The sequence below is a fragment of the Streptomyces sp. NPDC029041 genome, assembly GCF_040637515.1.
Taxonomy (GTDB): domain Bacteria; phylum Actinomycetota; class Actinomycetes; order Streptomycetales; family Streptomycetaceae; genus Streptomyces.
Genome location: NZ_JBEZWO010000020.1, coordinates 41,612 through 57,946, shown reverse-complemented (window position 1 = coordinate 57,946; position 16,335 = coordinate 41,612). Strand labels below are relative to the sequence as shown.

The following is a 16,335-nucleotide window of genomic DNA, read 5'->3' as shown; positions in this document are numbered from 1 at the left end:
GGCGGAGGGCCGCAGCCGGCCCTCCGCCCCGATGCCCGTACCCGTTTCCTACCTGATCGCCTTGATCAGCTCGCCGTTCGCCGTGTCGCCGCTCAGCTCCCAGAAGAACGTGCCGCCCAGGCCCTGCCGGTTCTTGTAGTCCATCTTGGTGCCGATGGTCGCCGGGGTGTCGTAACTCCACCAGTTCGTGCCGCACTTGGCGTACGCCGTGCCGGCCACGGTCCCGGTCGCCGGGCACGTGGCCTTGAGCACCTTGTAGTCCTCGATGCCCTGCTCGTACGTGCCCGCCGCCGGGCCCGTGGCGGTGCCACCGGGAGCCGTCCGGGTGACGCCGGTCCAGCCGCGGCCGTAGAAGCCGATGCCGAGCAGCAGCTTCGAGGCGGGGATGCCGAGGCCCTTGAGCTTGGCGATGGTCGCCGAGCTGTGGTTGTCCGCCTTCGGGATGCCCGAGTACGACGTCAGGGGTGAGTGCGGGGCCGTTGGTCCGGCGGCGTCCCAGGCGCCGAAGAAGTCGTACGTCATCGGGTTGTACCAGTCGACGTACGGGGCGGCGCCCGCGTAGTCGGCCGCGTCGATCTTGCCGCCCGGGGTGGCGTCGGCGGTGATCGCCGCGGTGACCAGGTTCTTCGTGCCGAACTTGGCCCGCAGCGCCTGCATGAGGTTCCGGAAGGCCGCCCTGCCGCTGGTGTCACAGGTGGCGCCGCAGGTGTTCGGGTACTCCCAGTCGATGTCGATGCCGTCGAAGACGTCGGCCCACTGGGAGTTCTCGACCAGGTCGTAGCAGGACTGCGCGAAGGCGGCCGGGTTCCTCGCGGCCTCGCCGAAGCCGCCGGACCAGGTCCAGCCGCCGAAGGACCACAGGACCTTGAGGTTCGGGTGCTTCTGCTTCAGCTTGCGCAGCTGGTTGAAGGTGCCGCGCAGCGGCTGGTCCCAGGTGTCGGCCCTGCCGTCGACGGACTCGGCGGCGGTGTAGGCCCGGTCGGTGGCGGCGTAGCCGTCGCCCATGGCGCACTTGCCGCCGGTGACGTTGCCGAAGGCGTAGTTGATGTGGGTGAGCCTGCCGGCCGATCCGGACGTCTCGATGTTCTTGACGTAGTACTTGCGGTCGTAGGTGCCCCATTCGGTGAAGTACCCGATGACCTTGGATCCGGCGGCTTGGGCCCGGGGAGCGGCCTTCGACGCTGCGGCGGCCTCCTGAGCCGAGGCCGCCGCGGGGGCGGAGGTGCCGGCCAGCAGACCGGCACCGAGGGCGGCGCAACAGGCCGCGGACAGGATGGTCCGGAAGCGGGAACGGTGGGGGGTGGGCATCCGGTGTCTCCTCGTGGGGAGAGGGGAACGCGCGCCGATTGGCATGAACGCGGTAAATCGGTGGAGCGAAACAGTAGGAGGACTAGACCAGTCGGGTCAATGGTGCGGACCAATTTCGCCGCCCCGGGCGCGCTCGGCCCTTTCTTGAAGTAAGCGGTCGTTAACTGGTGACTCGATGCCTCCGATCGGGCATACTCACAGCGCACAGCCGCTGGTCAGCAGCTTCCGAGACCCGGGACTGCAAGCATCGGCAAGGCACCAGAACGACCCGGCGGCGCCGCCCCCACTCATGGGCCCGTCCGCCAGTGCCCGACAGGGAGGAGAGCGTCGCCATGCCCGACCGCGCCCCGCAGCCGGTGGACCGACAACTGCCCACGGAGGAGGCCCGGGACCTGATCTCGCTCGTGCGGGACATCGCACAGCAGGAGATCACCCCGAAGGCGGCCGAGGAGGAGGACGCCGGCCGCTTCCCGCGCGAGCTGTTCACGCTGCTCTCCCGCTCCGGACTGCTCGGCCTGCCCTACGACTCCGAGTACGGAGGCGGCGACCAGCCCTACGAGGTCTACCTCCAGGTCCTGGAGGAGCTCGCCGCGGCCCGTCTCACCGTCGGGCTCGGCGTCAGCGTGCACTCCCTGGCCTCCTACGCCCTCGCCGCCTACGGCTCCAAGGAGCAGCAGGTCGAGCACCTGCCGGCGATGCTCGGCGGCGGTCTGCTCGGCGCCTACTGCCTCTCCGAGCCGCACTCCGGATCGGACGCGGCCGCCCTGCGCACCAAGGCCGTGCGGGACGGTGACGGCTGGGTGATCACCGGCACCAAGGCCTGGATCACCCACGGCGGGATCGCCGACTTCTACACGGTCATGGCCCGCACCGGCGAGGAGGGCCCGCGCGGGATCACGGCCTTCCTGGTGCCGGGCGACGCGGAGGGCCTGAGCGCCGCCGTGCCCGAGAAGAAGATGGGCATGAAGGGCTCGCCCACCGCGCAGGTGCACTTCGACGGCGTCCGGGTGTCCGACGCCCGGCGCATCGGCGAGGAGGGGCAGGGCTTCGCGATCGCCTTGTCGTCGCTCGACTCGGGGCGGCTCGGCATCTCGGCGTGCGCGATCGGAGTGGCACAGGCCGCGCTCGACGAGGCGGTGGCGTACGCGGCCGAGAGGCGCCAGTTCGGCAAGCCGATCGCCGACTTCCAGGGGCTGCGGTTCATGCTCGCCGACATGGCGACGCAGATCGAGGCGGGCCGTGCGCTCTACCTCGCGGCGGCACGGCTCAAGGACGCCGGCCGGCCGTTCGCGAAGCAGGCCGCCATGGCCAAGCTGCACTGCACCGACACGGCGATGCGGGTCACCACCGACGCCGTGCAGGTCCTCGGCGGCTACGGCTACACCGCCGACTTCCCGGCCGAGCGCTACATGCGCGAGGCCAAGGTGCTGCAGATCGTGGAGGGCACCAATCAGATCCAGCGGATGGTCATCGCCCGCCATCTCGTGGGTCCAGAGGGACGCTGAACTGGTCGAGGCCCCGCCACGGAGCCGCGAGCCGCATCCACTCGGGGTCGTGCCGGCCCGGCAGGGTGCGGCCGCCCTCGGCCCAGGTCCGCATCAAGTCGCGGTAGATCGGCGGGTCCTGATAGCGGGGCGGAGCCGGCCGAACCGATTCTGCGGGCGGCGGGACGTACAGGAGGCGCTGACGCCCGGTCGCTGAGGAGATGGGGGTCATACCAGGGCAACGCGGCAACACCAGGGCAGGTCACCGGGGCGTGGAATAGGGCGTGCGTTCAGAGGCGTCCGGATCCCCGCGGCAAACGGTCGGATCGAAGCGGGCGGTGCCGTGTGCCGGGGCGCACCGAACCCGCACCACGGCGGTCTGCCGAGCCGCGGTGCGGGTTCGGTCGCGCAACGGGAGCGAGCGGGAAAGGGCGGTCCTCAGGCCGCGCGGCGCATGACCGGGACCCTGATGGGGCGCGAGCCCGGGCCGCCGACGTGCGAGAAGGGCTGGGTCCGCCAGTCGAGGCCCTGAGGGAGCGTCAACAGCAGGGCGGTGTCCTGCTCCTGGGGTTCCACGGACTCGTCCGCGGGGCGGGCGTCCGTGGCGCTGCGGCCGGTGCCGGCGCAGACCGTCAGTCCGAAGGGGTTCCACGGCGAGGCGCACAGCGCGTGCTCCGGCAGAACCTCCTCGTCCGCCAGCAGGGCGATGGGCTGCGCGCAGTCCGGGCAGACGACCCGGAACATCTCGAACGTGTCGTAGGCGTCGAGTTCCTCGTCGAAGGCGTCGCGTTCGACGCCCTCCGGCTCGGGCTCGACGACGAGCTGCCGCTTGGGTGCGGTGCGACCAGGGCGCTTAAGACTCTGCATTGGGTTCTCCCCCTCGGGCTGGGCCGTATCAGGCACTGCGGCCTCGACCACAGCAAGCACTTCCCGTCCCCCCTGGGCGGTAATCACGAGAACATCACGGAGGCTGTTCGAGCCCTGTGGCGTTCGTCACATACCCCGCCCGGGTGTCCGCTGCGGTGCGTTTGTCCCCCGGACGGCCGACCGCCGGCTCGCGGACACATCACGAACCGGCCATGGCCTGGGCTGCTCAGGTATCGGAGGAGATCAACCGCCCTGTAGGTTCTTGCCCCATGGAGGAGCTGGACCGACAGATCGTGCAGCTGCTCGTCAAGGACGGGCGGATGAGCTACACCGACCTGGGCAAGGCCACGGGGCTGTCCACGTCGGCCGTGCATCAGCGGGTGCGACGGCTGGAGCAGCGGGGCGTCATCCGGGGCTATGCCGCGGTCGTCGACCCGGAGGCCGTCGGGCTGCCGATGACGGCGTTCATCTCGGTGAAACCGTTCGATCCCAGTGCGCCGGACGACATCGCGGACCGGCTGGCCGGCGTGCCCGAGATCGAGGCCTGCCACAGTGTCGCGGGCGACGAGAACTACATCCTGAAGGTGCGGGTGGCGACGCCCCACGAGCTGGAGGAGCTGCTCGCGCGGGTGCGGTCGCTGGCGGGGGTGTCGACACGGACGACTGTCGTTCTGTCCACGCCGTACGAGGCGCGACCGCCGCGGATCTGACCGTCTGTTGCCGGGTGCGGGTCGTGCGGGGCTGATCGCGCGCTGCCCGCGCCCCTGGTGCGGGCAGCGCCCTCGCCCCTGTGAGACTGTGCTCCATGAGTGAGTCCACCACCCCGCCCAAGACCGTCCTCCTCCGTCGCGGAGAGGTCCACAGCCCTGCCGACCCCTTCGCCACCGCGATGGTCGTGGAACGCGGGCAGGTCGCCTGGGTGGGGTCCGAGGGAGCCGCCGACGCCTTCGCCGACGGGGTCGACGAGGTGGTCGACCTCGACGGGGCACTGGTCACCCCCGCATTCACCGATGCGCATGTGCACACGACCGCGACAGGACTCGCCCTGACCGGGCTCGATCTGTCGGGCGCCCCCTCCCTCGAAGCGGCCCTCTCCCGGGTACGCGACTTCGCCGCCGCGCGGCCCGCTGACCGCGTCCTGCTCGGGCACGGGTGGGACGCCGCCCGCTGGCCCGGAGGCCGGCCCCCGACGCGCGCCGAACTCGACGAGGCCGCCGGGCACCGGCCCCTCTACCTCAGCCGGATCGACGTCCACTCGGCGGTCGTCACCACGGCCCTGCTCGACCTGGTCCCCGACGCCCCCCGGGTGGACGGCCCGCTCACCGCCGACGCCCACCACGCCGTGCGCGCGGCCGCGTTCGCCGCCGTCACGCCGCAGCAGCGCGGCGACGCCCAGCGCGCCGCGCTCGCACACGCCGTCTCGCTCGGGATCGGCACGCTCCACGAGTGCGCCGGGCCGGAGATCTCCTCGGAGGACGACTTCACCGGCCTGCTGCGCCTCACGGGGGAGAAGCCCGGGCCGCGGGTCGTCGGCTACTGGGCCGAGCAGGACGTCGCCAAGGCACGGGCGCTGGGCGCGGCCGGCGCCGCGGGAGACCTGTTCGTCGACGGCGCCCTCGGCTCGCACACGGCCTGTCTGCACCAGCCCTACGCCGACGCCGCGCACACCGGCATCGCCTACCTGGATGCCGACGCGATCACGGCACACGTCGTGGCCTGCACCGAGGCGGGCCTGCAGGCCGGTTTCCACGCCATCGGCGACGCGGCCGTGGACGCCGTGGTGGATGGGGTGCGCGCCGCCGCCGAGAAGCTCGGGCTCGGCCGGATCCGAGCCGCCCGGCACCGCGTCGAGCACGCCGAGATGCTCACCCCCGAGAGTGTCGCCGCCTTCGCCGAACTCGGCCTCACGGCATCGGTGCAGCCCGCCTTCGACGCCCTGTGGGGCGGTGAGGAGGGCATGTACGCGCAGCGCCTGGGCACCGAACGGGCCCGCGGCCTGAACCCCTACGCGGCCCTGCTGCGCGCCGGTGTCCCGCTCGCCTTCGGCTCCGACAGCCCGGTGACCCCGCTCGACCCGTGGGGCACGGTCCGGGCTGCCGCCTTCCACCGCACGCCGGAGCACCGCGTCTCCGTGCGCGCCGCGTTCACGGCGCACACGCGCGGCGGCTGGCGGGCCGTGGGACGGGACGACGCGGGCGTTCTGGTCCCGGGCGCTCCCGCCGACTACGCCGTCTGGCGCACCGGCGAACTCGTCGTCCAGGCCCCGGACGACCGCGTCGCCCGCTGGTCGACGGACCCCCGCTCCGGCACCCCTGGTCTCCCCGACCTCACTCCGGGCCACGACCTGCCCGTCTGTCTGCGCACCGTGGTGGGCGGGCGCACGGTCTTCGTACGGCCGGGCGAGTGATCTACGGGGGTGGCGCGCATCGAGTCATGCGCCGCACCCCCGGGGTGCGACCTGCGTATCCTCGGCGCTGACCAGGGCTTTGCCGCGATATGCGCAGGTCGGACGGCTGTTGACAGGCGGCCGCAGGGGGCCGGTAGGTTCGGCCGAGTCCACCAGCGGACGCCCGACCGGGGAACGTCCGAGCACTCGCCGCGGCGCCGCCGGGTCAGGGACGGTGTGCCGCACCGGGCACCGCCACTGGGAGCCAGGCTCAGGCCGGCGCAGCGCCGAGGGAACGTTCCGGCCGGTCGGGGAGGTGCGACCCGGGTGGGGCCCGCGCGTTCAGTAGACAACGGCTTTCGGTCGATCCGCAGCCAGCGGATCCCAGGTCGGCCCGAAGGGCGCCGGGCCCCCATCCGCCGCATCCGCGCACCCGCGGGCGCGCTCTTACCCCCGTCTTCCGGATTCGGCACCACTATTCGAACGTCCTGTCACGTCACCGCAGGCCGCGCCCACTATGGTGGACCTCTGCGTATGAACATGAAGGGGCAGCAGTGAACGACGGCGACGGAACCCTCGCGGCAGAAGCCGGGGTGAGGAAGTTCGGCCCGCTCGGCACGGCCTTGGTGATCATCCCGACCTACAACGAGGCGGAGAACATCAAGAGCATCGTCGGCCGGGTACGCGAGGCCGTCCCCGAGGCGCACGTACTCGTGGCCGACGACAACAGCCCGGACGGCACGGGCAAGCTGGCCGACGAGCTGGCCGTCGAGGACGACCAGGTCCACGTGCTGCACCGCAAGGGCAAGGAAGGCCTGGGCGCCGCCTACCTCGCGGGCTTCCGCTGGGGCCTGGAGCGCGACTACGGCGTGCTGATCGAGATGGACGCCGACGGCTCCCACCAGCCCGAGGAACTGCCCCGTCTGCTCACCGCCCTCAAGAGCGCCGACCTGGTGCTGGGCTCGCGCTGGGTGCCGGGCGGCCGCGTGGTGAACTGGCCGAAGTCCCGCGAAGTGATCTCCCGGGGCGGCAGCCTCTACTCCCGGCTGGCGCTCGATCTGCCGCTGCGCGACATCACCGGCGGCTACCGGGCGTTCCGCCGCGAGACCCTGGAGGGCCTCGGCCTCGAGGAGGTCGCCTCCCAGGGGTACTGCTTCCAGGTCGACCTCGCCCGCCGCGCCGTCAAGGCCGGCTACCACGTGATCGAGGTGCCCATCACGTTCGTCGAGCGCGAACTCGGCGACTCCAAGATGAGCCGCGACATCCTCGTCGAGGCGCTGTGGCGCGTCACGGCGTGGGGCGTGGGGGAGCGGGTCGGCAAGGTCACCGGGCGCGGCGGCAAGTCCTCGAAGGCGTGAGGCCGCCCGCCGGGCGGCCGCTCACAGAAACAGCTGATGGCGGCCTTATCCCGCGCTGAGCCGGGGCCAGGCACACTGGAGGCATGACGACTGGCGCTCAGACCCCGCTGCCCCCTGCCCGGCCCAAGCGCTCCCGGTTGCGGACGTTCCTGCCGCTGGGCGTCGCCGCGTGGCTCGTGCTGGAGATCTGGCTGCTCACCCTGGTCGCGGGCGCGAGCAGCGGGCTGGTGGTCTTCCTCGTTCTGCTCGCGGGGCTCGTCCTGGGCTCGGTCGTCATCAAGCGGGCCGGACGGCGGGCCTTCCGCAAGCTCTCCGAGGCGGTGCAACAGCAGCAGAGCGGTGCGATGCCCGAAGCGGCCCGGTCCAACAGCGAGGGCAACGGCCTGATGATGCTGGGCGGCCTGCTCCTCATGATTCCCGGCCTGGTGTCGGACGCGGTGGGCCTGCTCCTGCTGCTGCCGCCGGTCCAGAAGATCGTGAGCCGCTCGGCGGAGCGCACCTTCGAGCGCAAACTCCGGGAAGCCGGCGCGGGCACCCTGGGCGGTGCCTTCCAGCAGGCCCGTATGCACCGTCCCGACGGCAAGGTCGTCCAGGGCGAGGTCGTCAGGGACGAACCGCAGGACGCCCCGCAGCCGCCGCGCCCGCCGCTGACGCACTGAGCCCGTCCGGCCGGGAAGCGCGGAGCCGAGTGGCGTTCCCCGGCCCGCGCGCCCGGGCCCCGGACACGCACGAGACCGCGGGCACCGTACGTGAGGTACGGCGCCCGCGGTCTCGTGATGCGCTGTTGTTCGGGCCAGGCCCTGGGGGACTAGGCCGACTTGCGGCTGTCACGGGGATGAACAGCGATGTTCATCGCTCCGGAACGCAGAACCGCCAGGCGCTCCTCGAGGACCTCTTCGAGTTCCTCACGGGTGCGCCGCTCCATCAGCATGTCCCAGTGCGTACGCGCGGGCTTGCCCTTCTTCTCTTCAGGGATATCGCCGTCCACGAGGAGTGCCTGGGCCCCACAGACCTTGCACTCCCACTCCGGCGGGATCTCCGCCTCGACCGAGAAGGGCATCTCGAACCGGTGCCCCTTCTCGCATGCGTACTCCACGGCCTGGCGCGGGGCCAGGTCGATGCCGCGGTCCGTCTCGTAGCTGGTCACCACGAGGCGCGTGCCGCGAAGAGCTCGCTCACTCATGAATCGTGCCTCCCGGGCTTGTCGCCCACAGGACAGGTGTCGCTGTCGTCGTCATCCGGTCAACGTCCGGTCGGCAATAAAGATTCCCGTTCCGGGTCCCGTTCCGGGTCATGCGTCGCCGTCGTAGCCGCCCTTGTTGTACCCACCAGCGCCCGGTTTGTCACATCTGATAACAGATATAACCCAGCGTTTCGGCATCTTTGACGCGCAGTAACGGTACGCCTGGCAGGCCAAACGCGTACACTACAGCCCTTTCGCTCCGAGTGCTAAATCCTGTCAGGAACCGGATTCCCCGCTTCGGCGATCGCACGCCGTACCGGCACCCGGGCGAGCAGGGCGAACCCGAGGACGAAGAAGGCCACCAGCGAGATGATCGCGTCCCGGTAGCTCCCCGTCAGCTGGTAGGTCACTCCGAACAGCAGCGGCCCGAGCCAGCTCATACCGCGGTCGCTCATCTCGTACGCCGAGAAGTATTCGGCCTCTTTGCCCGGCGGGATCAGATGGGAGAACAGGGACCGGGACAGTGCCTGGCTGCCACCGAGCACCAGGCCGATCCCTGCGGCCAGGGCGAAGAACCACACCGGCGCCCCGGCCGGCAGGAAGTACCCCGCCGCCAGCGTCACCGTCCAGGCGACCAGCGAGCCCTGGATCGTGCGCTTGGCCCCGTACACCCGGGCCAGCCGGCCCATGGTCAGCGCGCCCGCCACCGCCAGCACCTGCACCAGCAGGACGGCGCCGATGAGCGTGGACTGCCCGAGGCCCAGTTCCTCGGATCCGTAGACCGAGGCTTGGGAGATCACCGTCTGGATGCCGTCGTTGTAGACGAGGTACGCGAGCAGGAAGGCGAGCGTCAGTGGATGGCGGCGCATGTCGCGGACGGTCGCCGCCAGCTGCCGGAAGCCGGGGAGGGCGGTCTCCCGCCCGGCGGTTGCGCGATCGCGCAACCGGCGCAGCGGGACGATGGCGAACGCACCCCACCACAGGCCGGCCGACGCCAGGCAGATGCGGACCGCCGTGCTCTCGGAGAGGCCGAAATCCTCGTGCCCGGTGTAGAGGACGAGATTCGCGACGAGGACCAGCGAGCCCGCCGCGTAGCCGAAGGCCCAGCCGCGGGAGGACACCGCGTCCCGCTGCTCGGGCGGGGCGATCTGCGGCAGGTAGGAGTTGTAGAGCATCATCGCCACGGACTGCGCGGCGTTGGCGACGACCAGCAGGGCACCGCCCAGCAGATAGCGGTCGCCGTCCAGGAAGAACATGGCCGCCGTGGCCGTGGCGCCGGTGTAGGCCGCGGCCGACAGGAGGGGCTTCTTGCGGCCGGTGCGGTCGGCCGTGGCGCCGACCAGCGGCATCACCAGGACGGCCACGATCACCGACAGGGACACCGAGTACGCGAAGAAGGACCCGGCCCGCACGGGGATGCCCAGGGGGTGGACGTAGCCCTCGGCGTCCGCCGCCGACTCGGCGACCGAGGTCAGGTACGGACCGAGGAACACGGTGAGCACGCTCGTCGAGTAGACGGAGCAGGCCCAGTCGTAGAAGTACCAGCCGCGCTGTTCGCGTCTCAGCTCCGCGGCCCCGTCGGCCGGCGGTGTCCGCACGGTGTCGTCGCCCACCCGTGCCCTCGCTTCCCCGTGAACGCGCGGAGGGAGGGGCCCGGGTCTCAGACCCAGATGCCGCGGTCCTCCATGACCTTGCGCAGTGTGTCGATGTGATCGGTCATGATGCCATCCACGCCCAGGTGGAGGAGCCGGTGCATCGTCTCGGCGTCGTTGACGGTCCACACGTGCACCTGGAGCCCGCGTGCGTGGGCGGTCTGCAGGAAGCGCCGGTCCACGACCTGGATGCCGGACTGGATCTCGGGAACCTGCGCCGCCACCGCCGAGCGGCGCACCGCGGCCGGCAGCCCCCAGGAGCGCAGCCGCAGGTTGAGCACGCCCCGGGTGCCGTACGACGTGGCCAGGCGCGGACCGGCCAGCCGCTGGGCGCGCACCACCCGCGCATCGGAGAACGAGCCGAGACACACCCGGTCCCAGGAGTTCGTCCGCCCGATCAGGTCGAGGAAGGGCAGCAGGGCGCCCTCCGTCTTGACGTCCACGTTCCAGCGCACGTCGGGGAAGGTCTCCAGGAGCTCCTCGAAGAGAGGGAGCGGTTCCCGGCCCGCCACACGGGCCTGCCGCACCTCGTACCACGGCAGGTCGGCGATCCGGCCCCCGCCGTCCGTCACCCGGTCGAGCGTCGCGTCGTGGAAGGCGACGAGCTTGTCGTCCGCCGTGGTGTGGACGTCGGTCTCGATGTACCGGTAACCCGCATCGACCGCGCGCCGGAACTGCCGCACGGTGTTCTCCAGACCGTCTGCGGCCCCGCCCCGGTGGGCGAAGGCGATAGGGCCGGGATGGTCGAGGTAGGGATGGCGTATCCGCGGGGTCACGAACGCAGTATCGCCCCTCGGGGTTGACCGGTGGCAACGGCCGTGCTGACGCCGGATGCCGGGGGGACGGCGAACACCCGCAGGAACATCTGGGCGAGCGGGCCGATCGCCAGGGCGTACAGGAGGGTGCCGATGCCGACGGTGCCGCCCAGGGCGAAGCCGGTCGCCACGACCGCGAGCTCGATCCCGGTGCGGACCAGGCGGATCGAGACGCCCGTGAGCTGGTGCAGACCCGTCATGAGCCCGTCGCGCGGGCCCGGTCCGAAGCGGGCCGCGATGTACAGGCCGGTGGCCGCGCCGTTCAGGACGATTCCCCCGGCCATCAGCGCGACGCGCGGCGCCGGCCCGTGCGCGTCGGGCACCAGCGCCAGCGTCGCGTCCATCGCCATGCCGATGACCAGCACGTTGGAGATTGTGCCCAGGCCCGGCCGCTGCCGCAGCGGGATCCACGCGAGGAGCACCACCGCGCCCACCAGCGTCAGCACGACACCGATCGACAGACCGGTCCGCTCGGCGAGGCCCTGGTGCAGCACGTTCCACGGCTCCAGTCCGAGACCCGAGCGCACGAGCAGCGCCGAACTCGCGCCGTAGAGCGCGAGGCCCGCGTAGAGCTGGACGAGCCGACGGGCGAGGCGCCCCTGCGTGGCCATGTTGTGCCCCCAGTGGTGGTAGTGGACTGCTGCATGACACCCTGTGGCTTGGATGGAGAGGCCATCCATGGCCAATCTGGGGAAGGTGGACTGATTTCGATGGCGGAATGGACCTCGGCCGTGGGTGCGGCACAGCTTGCGCGGCTCCTCAGCTCACAGCAGGACCGCCCGGCGGGACCGGGGACGCGCCGGCCGCCGGCCTACCGCGCGCTCGCCGACGGCATTCGTCTGCTGGTGCTCGAGGGCCGCGTTCCGGTGGCGGCCCGGCTGCCCGCCGAACGCGAACTCGCCCTCTCCCTGTCCGTCAGCCGCACGACGGTCGCCGCCGCGTACGAGGCGCTGCGCAGCGAGGGATTCCTGGAGTCCCGGCGCGGTGCGGGGAGCTGGACCGCCGTACCGGCCGGGAACCCGCTGCCCGCGCGCGGCCTCGAGCCCCTGCCGCCGGAGGCTCTCGGCTCGCTGATCGACCTCGGCTGCGCCGCACTCCCCGCTCCCGAGCCCTGGCTCACCCGGGCCGTTCAGGGCGCCCTGGAGGAACTGCCGCCCTACGCGCACACGCACGGCGACTACCCCGCTGGTCTGCCCGCGCTGCGGGCGATGATCGCCGAGCGCTACACCGCCCGCGGGATCCCGACCATGCCCGAACAGATCATGGTGACGACCGGCGCGATGGGCGCGATCGACGCCATCTGCCATCTGTTCGCCGGGCGGGGCGAGCGCATCGCCGTCGAGTCGCCCTCGTACGCCAACATCCTCCAGCTGATGCGGGAGGCCGGGGCGCGGCTGGTCCCCGTCGCCATGGCCGAGGGGCTCACCGGGTGGGACATGGACCGCTGGCGGCAGGTGCTGCGGGACGCCGCCCCGCGCATCGCCTACGTCGTCGCCGACTTCCACAACCCGACCGGGGCGCTCGCGGACGACGACCAGCGGCGGCGGCTGGTGGACGCGGCACGCTCCGCCGGGACCGTGCTGATCGCCGACGAGACGATGAGCGAGTTGTGGCTCGACCCCGAGGTGCGGATGCCGCGGCCGGTGTGCGCGTTCGACCCGGCCGGGTCCACGGTGATCACGGTCGGGTCGGCGAGCAAGGCCTTCTGGGCCGGGATGCGGATCGGATGGGTGCGGGCCGCCCCGGACGTGATCCGCAGTCTGGTCGCCGCCCGTGCCTACGCCGATCTCGGGACACCGGTGCTGGAGCAGCTGGCGGTGAACTGGCTCTTCGGCACCGGGGGCTGGGAGCAGGCCGTGGAGGTGCGGCGGGAGCAGGCCCGGGCGAACCGCGACGAGCTGGTGGCCGCGGTGCGGCGGGAGCTGCCCACGTGGGAGTTCGAGGTGCCCCGGGGCGGGCTGACGCTCTGGGTGCGGACCGGTGGCCTGTCCGGGTCGCGGCTGGCCGAGGCGGGGGAGCGCGTGGGAGTGCGCGTGCCGTCCGGGCCGCGGTTCGGGGTGGACGGGGCGTTCGAGGGGTATGTGCGGCTGCCGTTCACGGTGGGCGGGGCGGTGGCCGAGGAGGCGGCCGTGCGGCTGGCCGCGGCGGCGGGACTGGTGGAGAGCGGTGCGGTGGGGAGCGCGGAGCCGCCGCGTACGTTCGTGGCGTAGGACGGACGGAGCCGCGGACGGGGCGGGCCGGGCGTGGCGGACCGGGCGGCGCCGCTGGGGGCTGTGCACCCCGGCGGCACGCGGTCCGCGGCTACGTCTCCTTGGTCAGGACCGGCACCGGGTCCGGCAGGGGCTCCTTGGTGAGGGCCGGTACCGGGTCCGGCAGGGGCTCCTTGGTGAGGGCCGGTACCGGGTCCGGCAGGGGCTCTTTCGCGGGGACCGGTACGGGGTCCTTCACGGGCTCCTTGGGCAGGACCGGCGCCGCCTCCTGAGAGGGCGCTTCCGTCGGCGCAGGCTCCGGTTCTTCCTCCGTCGGCCCCTGTGCCCGTTCGCCCTGCGACGGGTCCTCCTCCGGGATCGTCTCGCCGTCCGCCGGGGCCGTGCGCGGCGGGAGGAGGTCCAGGACCGCCTCGCAGAGGGCGTCGGGAGTGGCGTCGTCGTAGGGGTTCGGCGTGGCCGGGACCTGGAGGCGGTGGACCGGCCCCGTGCCCAGGCGGGCGTATCCGCGGCCCGGTGGGAGCTCGTCGATCAAGGTGGTGTGCGGGCGCGCGCCCAGGACGGACTCGAGCTGGTCCGCCGAGGCCGGGCCCAGGACCACACGGGCGCGGGTGTGCTGGCGCACCGGATCGCTCAGGGCGTCCACGCTGTCCAGCTGGTCGGCCACGACCACCGTCACGTTCGCCGGGCGGCCGTGCCGGAGGGGGACCTGGAGGAGGGACTGCGGGTCCTTCCGGCCGTCGGCGGCGGCGAGGTGGGTGAACGCCGTCGGGCGGTCCAGGAGGATCCACAGCGGGCGCTTGGTGTCGTCGGGCGGCGGATCGCCCGCCTGGTGCGCGCGGTTGGCGGCGACGAGGCGGCGCTCGGTCTCGGTCGCCGCCCACTCCAGGCTGGCCGTGACCCCGGCCAGCCCCGCCTCGACGGCCAGGACGCCGTCCCGGCCGGTCAGGCAGGCGTACTCGCCGGTGCCCCCGCCGTCGACGATCACCACGTCGCCGTGGAGCAGGGCCTGCAGAGCGATGGACCGCAACAGGGTGGAGGTGCCGCTGCCCGGCTGGCCGAGCGCGAGCAGGTGCGGCTCCGTGGAGCGCAGGCCGGTGCGCCAGACGACCGGCGGCACGTCCCGCTGCCGCTCCCCACTGGTGACGGGAAGCGTGCGCTGGACCCGGGTGGGGTCGGTGAACCCCAGGACGGTCTCGCCGGGGATGGTGACGAAACGCTGGGCGGCGATGTCCACGGGCAGCGGCAGGAGCACACCGACCGTCAACTGGTTGCCCTCCTCGTCCCACATGAAGTGGTATTCGCGGCCCCGGCCGGACTTGGCCGCGAGGAGGTGCTCGATCCGGGCGCGGGCCTCGGGCTCGCCGTCGGTGAAGTACGCCGGGTAGCGCACCACCAGCTGCGAGATCCGGCCGCCGCCGTCGAAGGCGTAGGTGGGGAAGACCTTGTCCCACGCGCCACCGTGGGAGTACAGCGGCTCGGGGTCCTCGGCGGCGGAGAAGTAGGGCACGAGTGCCTCGTACAGCGACTTCAGCCGCTGGGTCTGCGACTCGTCGGGCCCGTCCGACGCCGCTGCCGAGCGCTCCCTGCCCTGCCAGGCCGCCGCCGTCATCAGCGTGACGGCGGCGAGCAGCGGTCCGTACGGCACGAGCGCCACGACCAGGATGACGGAGGCCACCAGGAACAGCAGCGCCCCTCGTCGCTCCTTGGGGGTCTCGGTCCATCTGCGCCGCCCGGCCGCTGCCAGCCGGCGCAGACCCCGCGTGATCGTGATCAGCGGGTGGAGGACGTCGGTGGCACTGTCGGCGGCCGTCCGGGCCAGCTCCCGGCTACGGGCGAGCTGCGCGCTGCCGTTGCTCAGAATGCGGGGGAGGGGGCGCCGGGCCACTGCTGCCTCCAGAGAGTGCGGACGGGCGGGAAGCGTGCGGGGATCGGGGGCGTCAGAACTTGATTCCGCCGAGGAGGCTCGCCAGGCTCTCGCCGCCCGCCTTGATGCTCGGGGCGATGGCGGTGCTCGCCAGGTAGAAGCCGAACAGCATGGCGACCACGGCATGCGACGCCTTCAGCCCGTCCTTGCGGAAGAAGATGAAGACGACGATGCCGAGCAGGACCACGCCTGAGATGGAGAGGATCATTTGAGATCTCCTGGTTCGCGGGGACAGTCACCATGAGTACTTCCAGGCTCACAGCTTGTATCCATACGATAAAAGGTGCAACTGGGTGAAATTCGTACGATTCACCCTGCGTGGTGGGGTGGCCCCGGGTCGGGCGGGGCCGCGGTGTCGCGGTTGTCCCGTTCTGCGCTGATCTTTACCGCAGGCAGATCGGGTCATGTGCGGCGCCAGCCAGTACCCTGGCGATTCACTCGTACGGCTGCGCCCTCGCAGGCGTACGCACCGGAGGCGATACGTAGTGGAGAGGCGGTCCGTCCGATGACCGAAGTTCCCGACCCCGAGGTCGTGGAGCTGGCGACCAAGATCTTCGATCTGGCCCGGCGGGGACGGACCGAGCCGCTCGTGGCCTATGTGGACGCGGGTGTTCCGGCCAACCTCACCAATGATCGCGGCGACTCGCTGGTGATGCTCGCCGCCTACCACGGCCACTCCGAGGCCGTTCGCGCCCTGCTCGACCGCGGCGCCGAGGCCGACCGCGTCAACGACCGAGGCCAGACCCCGCTCGCCGGGGCGGTCTTCAAGGGTGAGACGGACGTGATCAAGGCCCTCCTGGAGGGCGGGGCCGACCCGTCCGCCGGCACGCCGTCGGCGGTCGACACCGCCCGGATGTTCGGCCGGACGGAACTGCTCGAACTGTTCGGCGAGCGCTGAGCCGACCGGTCTGACCTGGAACGACAACGAAAACGGGGGAGGCGGTAAAGGGCCGCCGAAATTTCGGTCGCGGCAGACGGAAGTGCCGAGTCATCATGACGACGTGGTTCACGGACGTGATGGTTGGGCAGGTTTTGCCGCACCGCGCGGGCCGTGACGCGGTCCGCAAGGGCCACCGACGAGAGGCAGAGGAAGATGGTCTACAGCAAGCAGGAAACGGCGGGCGCCCCGACGTGTTGTCACGCGGCCA

15 protein-coding genes are annotated in these 16,335 nt (G+C 71.9%); 7 read left to right on the top strand and 8 right to left on the bottom strand.

Annotated elements, in window-relative coordinates:
- Positions 1 to 48 precede the first annotated feature (48 nt).
- Positions 49 to 1,308 carry a glycoside hydrolase family 18 protein gene (locus AB0F04_RS34800; RefSeq protein ID WP_362049439.1) on the bottom strand — a complete coding sequence of 420 codons (1,260 nt, stop codon included), beginning with the start codon at positions 1,306 to 1,308 and terminating at the stop codon, positions 49 to 51.
- Positions 1,309 to 1,640: 332 nt separating this feature from the next.
- Here AB0F04_RS34800 and AB0F04_RS34795 point away from each other — a divergent pair, with 332 nt between their 5' ends.
- Positions 1,641 to 2,813 (top strand): acyl-CoA dehydrogenase family protein, encoded by a 1,173-nt coding sequence (locus AB0F04_RS34795; protein WP_362049436.1) that lies wholly within the window; start codon positions 1,641 to 1,643, stop codon positions 2,811 to 2,813.
- A gap of 417 nt (positions 2,814 to 3,230) precedes the next feature.
- Here the strand turns inward: AB0F04_RS34795 and AB0F04_RS34790 are convergent, their stop codons facing one another.
- Positions 3,231 to 3,659 carry a hypothetical protein gene (locus AB0F04_RS34790; protein WP_362049433.1) on the bottom strand — a complete coding sequence of 143 codons (429 nt, stop codon included), beginning with the start codon at positions 3,657 to 3,659 and terminating at the stop codon, positions 3,231 to 3,233.
- A 269-nt stretch (positions 3,660 to 3,928) separates the two neighbouring features.
- Between AB0F04_RS34790 and AB0F04_RS34785 the strand changes: the two genes are divergently transcribed.
- The 4 genes from AB0F04_RS34785 to fxsA all read left to right on the top strand — a co-directional run bounded on the left by AB0F04_RS34785 (position 3,929) and on the right by fxsA (position 8,062).
- Positions 3,929 to 4,369, top strand: coding sequence for an Lrp/AsnC family transcriptional regulator (locus AB0F04_RS34785; RefSeq protein ID WP_006136660.1), 441 nt, complete (start codon positions 3,929 to 3,931; stop codon positions 4,367 to 4,369).
- Between the two features lie 95 nt (positions 4,370 to 4,464).
- Positions 4,465 to 6,066 carry an amidohydrolase gene (locus AB0F04_RS34780; RefSeq protein WP_362049430.1) on the top strand — a complete coding sequence of 534 codons (1,602 nt, stop codon included), beginning with the start codon at positions 4,465 to 4,467 and terminating at the stop codon, positions 6,064 to 6,066.
- Positions 6,067 to 6,599: 533 nt separating this feature from the next.
- Positions 6,600 to 7,403 (top strand): polyprenol monophosphomannose synthase, encoded by an 804-nt coding sequence (locus AB0F04_RS34775; RefSeq protein ID WP_362049427.1) that lies wholly within the window; start codon positions 6,600 to 6,602, stop codon positions 7,401 to 7,403.
- A gap of 83 nt (positions 7,404 to 7,486) precedes the next feature.
- On the top strand, positions 7,487 to 8,062 hold the full coding sequence (fxsA, locus tag AB0F04_RS34770; RefSeq protein WP_362049424.1) for an FxsA family membrane protein: 576 nt from the start codon (positions 7,487 to 7,489) through the stop codon (positions 8,060 to 8,062).
- A 149-nt stretch (positions 8,063 to 8,211) separates the two neighbouring features.
- Here fxsA and AB0F04_RS34765 read toward each other — a convergent pair whose 3' ends face one another.
- The 4 genes from AB0F04_RS34765 to AB0F04_RS34750 form a co-directional block, all read right to left on the bottom strand.
- Entirely contained in the window at positions 8,212 to 8,586 is a 375-nt protein-coding gene (locus AB0F04_RS34765; RefSeq protein ID WP_361932691.1) for an RNA polymerase-binding protein RbpA, read from the bottom strand.
- A gap of 266 nt (positions 8,587 to 8,852) precedes the next feature.
- Positions 8,853 to 10,199, bottom strand: coding sequence for an MFS transporter (locus tag AB0F04_RS34760; RefSeq protein WP_362049421.1), 1,347 nt, complete (start codon positions 10,197 to 10,199; stop codon positions 8,853 to 8,855).
- Positions 10,200 to 10,246: 47 nt separating this feature from the next.
- Entirely contained in the window at positions 10,247 to 11,014 is a 768-nt protein-coding gene (locus tag AB0F04_RS34755) for a glycerophosphodiester phosphodiesterase (RefSeq protein ID WP_362049418.1), read from the bottom strand.
- A complete protein-coding gene (locus tag AB0F04_RS34750) occupies positions 11,011 to 11,664 on the bottom strand; it encodes a hypothetical protein (RefSeq protein WP_362049415.1) in 654 nt (217 codons plus the stop codon). Before AB0F04_RS34750 ends, AB0F04_RS34755 begins: the two co-directional genes overlap by 4 nt.
- Positions 11,665 to 11,763: 99 nt before the next feature.
- Here AB0F04_RS34750 and AB0F04_RS34745 point away from each other — a divergent pair, with 99 nt between their 5' ends.
- Positions 11,764 to 13,263 (top strand): PLP-dependent aminotransferase family protein, encoded by a 1,500-nt coding sequence (locus AB0F04_RS34745; protein WP_362049412.1) that lies wholly within the window; start codon positions 11,764 to 11,766, stop codon positions 13,261 to 13,263.
- Between the two features lie 91 nt (positions 13,264 to 13,354).
- Here the strand turns inward: AB0F04_RS34745 and AB0F04_RS34740 are convergent, their stop codons facing one another.
- Both AB0F04_RS34740 and AB0F04_RS34735 read right to left on the bottom strand, forming a co-directional pair.
- Positions 13,355 to 15,148, bottom strand: a complete 1,794-nt coding sequence (locus AB0F04_RS34740) for a hypothetical protein (protein ID WP_362049409.1) — start codon at positions 15,146 to 15,148, stop codon at positions 13,355 to 13,357.
- A gap of 52 nt (positions 15,149 to 15,200) precedes the next feature.
- The gene (locus tag AB0F04_RS34735; protein ID WP_030843336.1) at positions 15,201 to 15,395 is read right to left on the bottom strand and encodes a hypothetical protein; all 195 of its coding nucleotides are present in this window, start codon (positions 15,393 to 15,395) and stop codon (positions 15,201 to 15,203) included.
- A gap of 297 nt (positions 15,396 to 15,692) precedes the next feature.
- On the opposite strand from AB0F04_RS34735, the gene AB0F04_RS34730 reads away from it, so the two are divergent.
- Entirely contained in the window at positions 15,693 to 16,085 is a 393-nt protein-coding gene (locus AB0F04_RS34730; protein WP_362049406.1) for an ankyrin repeat domain-containing protein, read from the top strand.
- Positions 16,086 to 16,335: the final 250 nt, after the last annotated feature.

Coding starts and splice junctions, on each gene's coding strand:
- AB0F04_RS34800 (WP_362049439.1), bottom strand. CDS start 1,308: ATGCCCACCCCCCACCGTTCCCGCTTCCGGACCATCCTGTCCGCGGCC.
- AB0F04_RS34795 (WP_362049436.1), top strand. CDS start 1,641: ATGCCCGACCGCGCCCCGCAGCCGGTGGACCGACAACTGCCCACGGAG.
- AB0F04_RS34790 (WP_362049433.1), bottom strand. CDS start 3,659: ATGCAGAGTCTTAAGCGCCCTGGTCGCACCGCACCCAAGCGGCAGCTC.
- AB0F04_RS34785 (WP_006136660.1), top strand. CDS start 3,929: ATGGAGGAGCTGGACCGACAGATCGTGCAGCTGCTCGTCAAGGACGGG.
- AB0F04_RS34780 (WP_362049430.1), top strand. CDS start 4,465: ATGAGTGAGTCCACCACCCCGCCCAAGACCGTCCTCCTCCGTCGCGGA.
- fxsA (WP_362049424.1), top strand. CDS start 7,487: ATGACGACTGGCGCTCAGACCCCGCTGCCCCCTGCCCGGCCCAAGCGC.
- AB0F04_RS34765 (WP_361932691.1), bottom strand. CDS start 8,586: ATGAGTGAGCGAGCTCTTCGCGGCACGCGCCTCGTGGTGACCAGCTAC.
- AB0F04_RS34750 (WP_362049415.1), bottom strand. CDS start 11,664: ATGGCCACGCAGGGGCGCCTCGCCCGTCGGCTCGTCCAGCTCTACGCG.
- AB0F04_RS34745 (WP_362049412.1), top strand. CDS start 11,764: ATGGCGGAATGGACCTCGGCCGTGGGTGCGGCACAGCTTGCGCGGCTC.
- AB0F04_RS34735 (WP_030843336.1), bottom strand. CDS start 15,395: ATGATCCTCTCCATCTCAGGCGTGGTCCTGCTCGGCATCGTCGTCTTC.
- AB0F04_RS34730 (WP_362049406.1), top strand. CDS start 15,693: ATGACCGAAGTTCCCGACCCCGAGGTCGTGGAGCTGGCGACCAAGATC.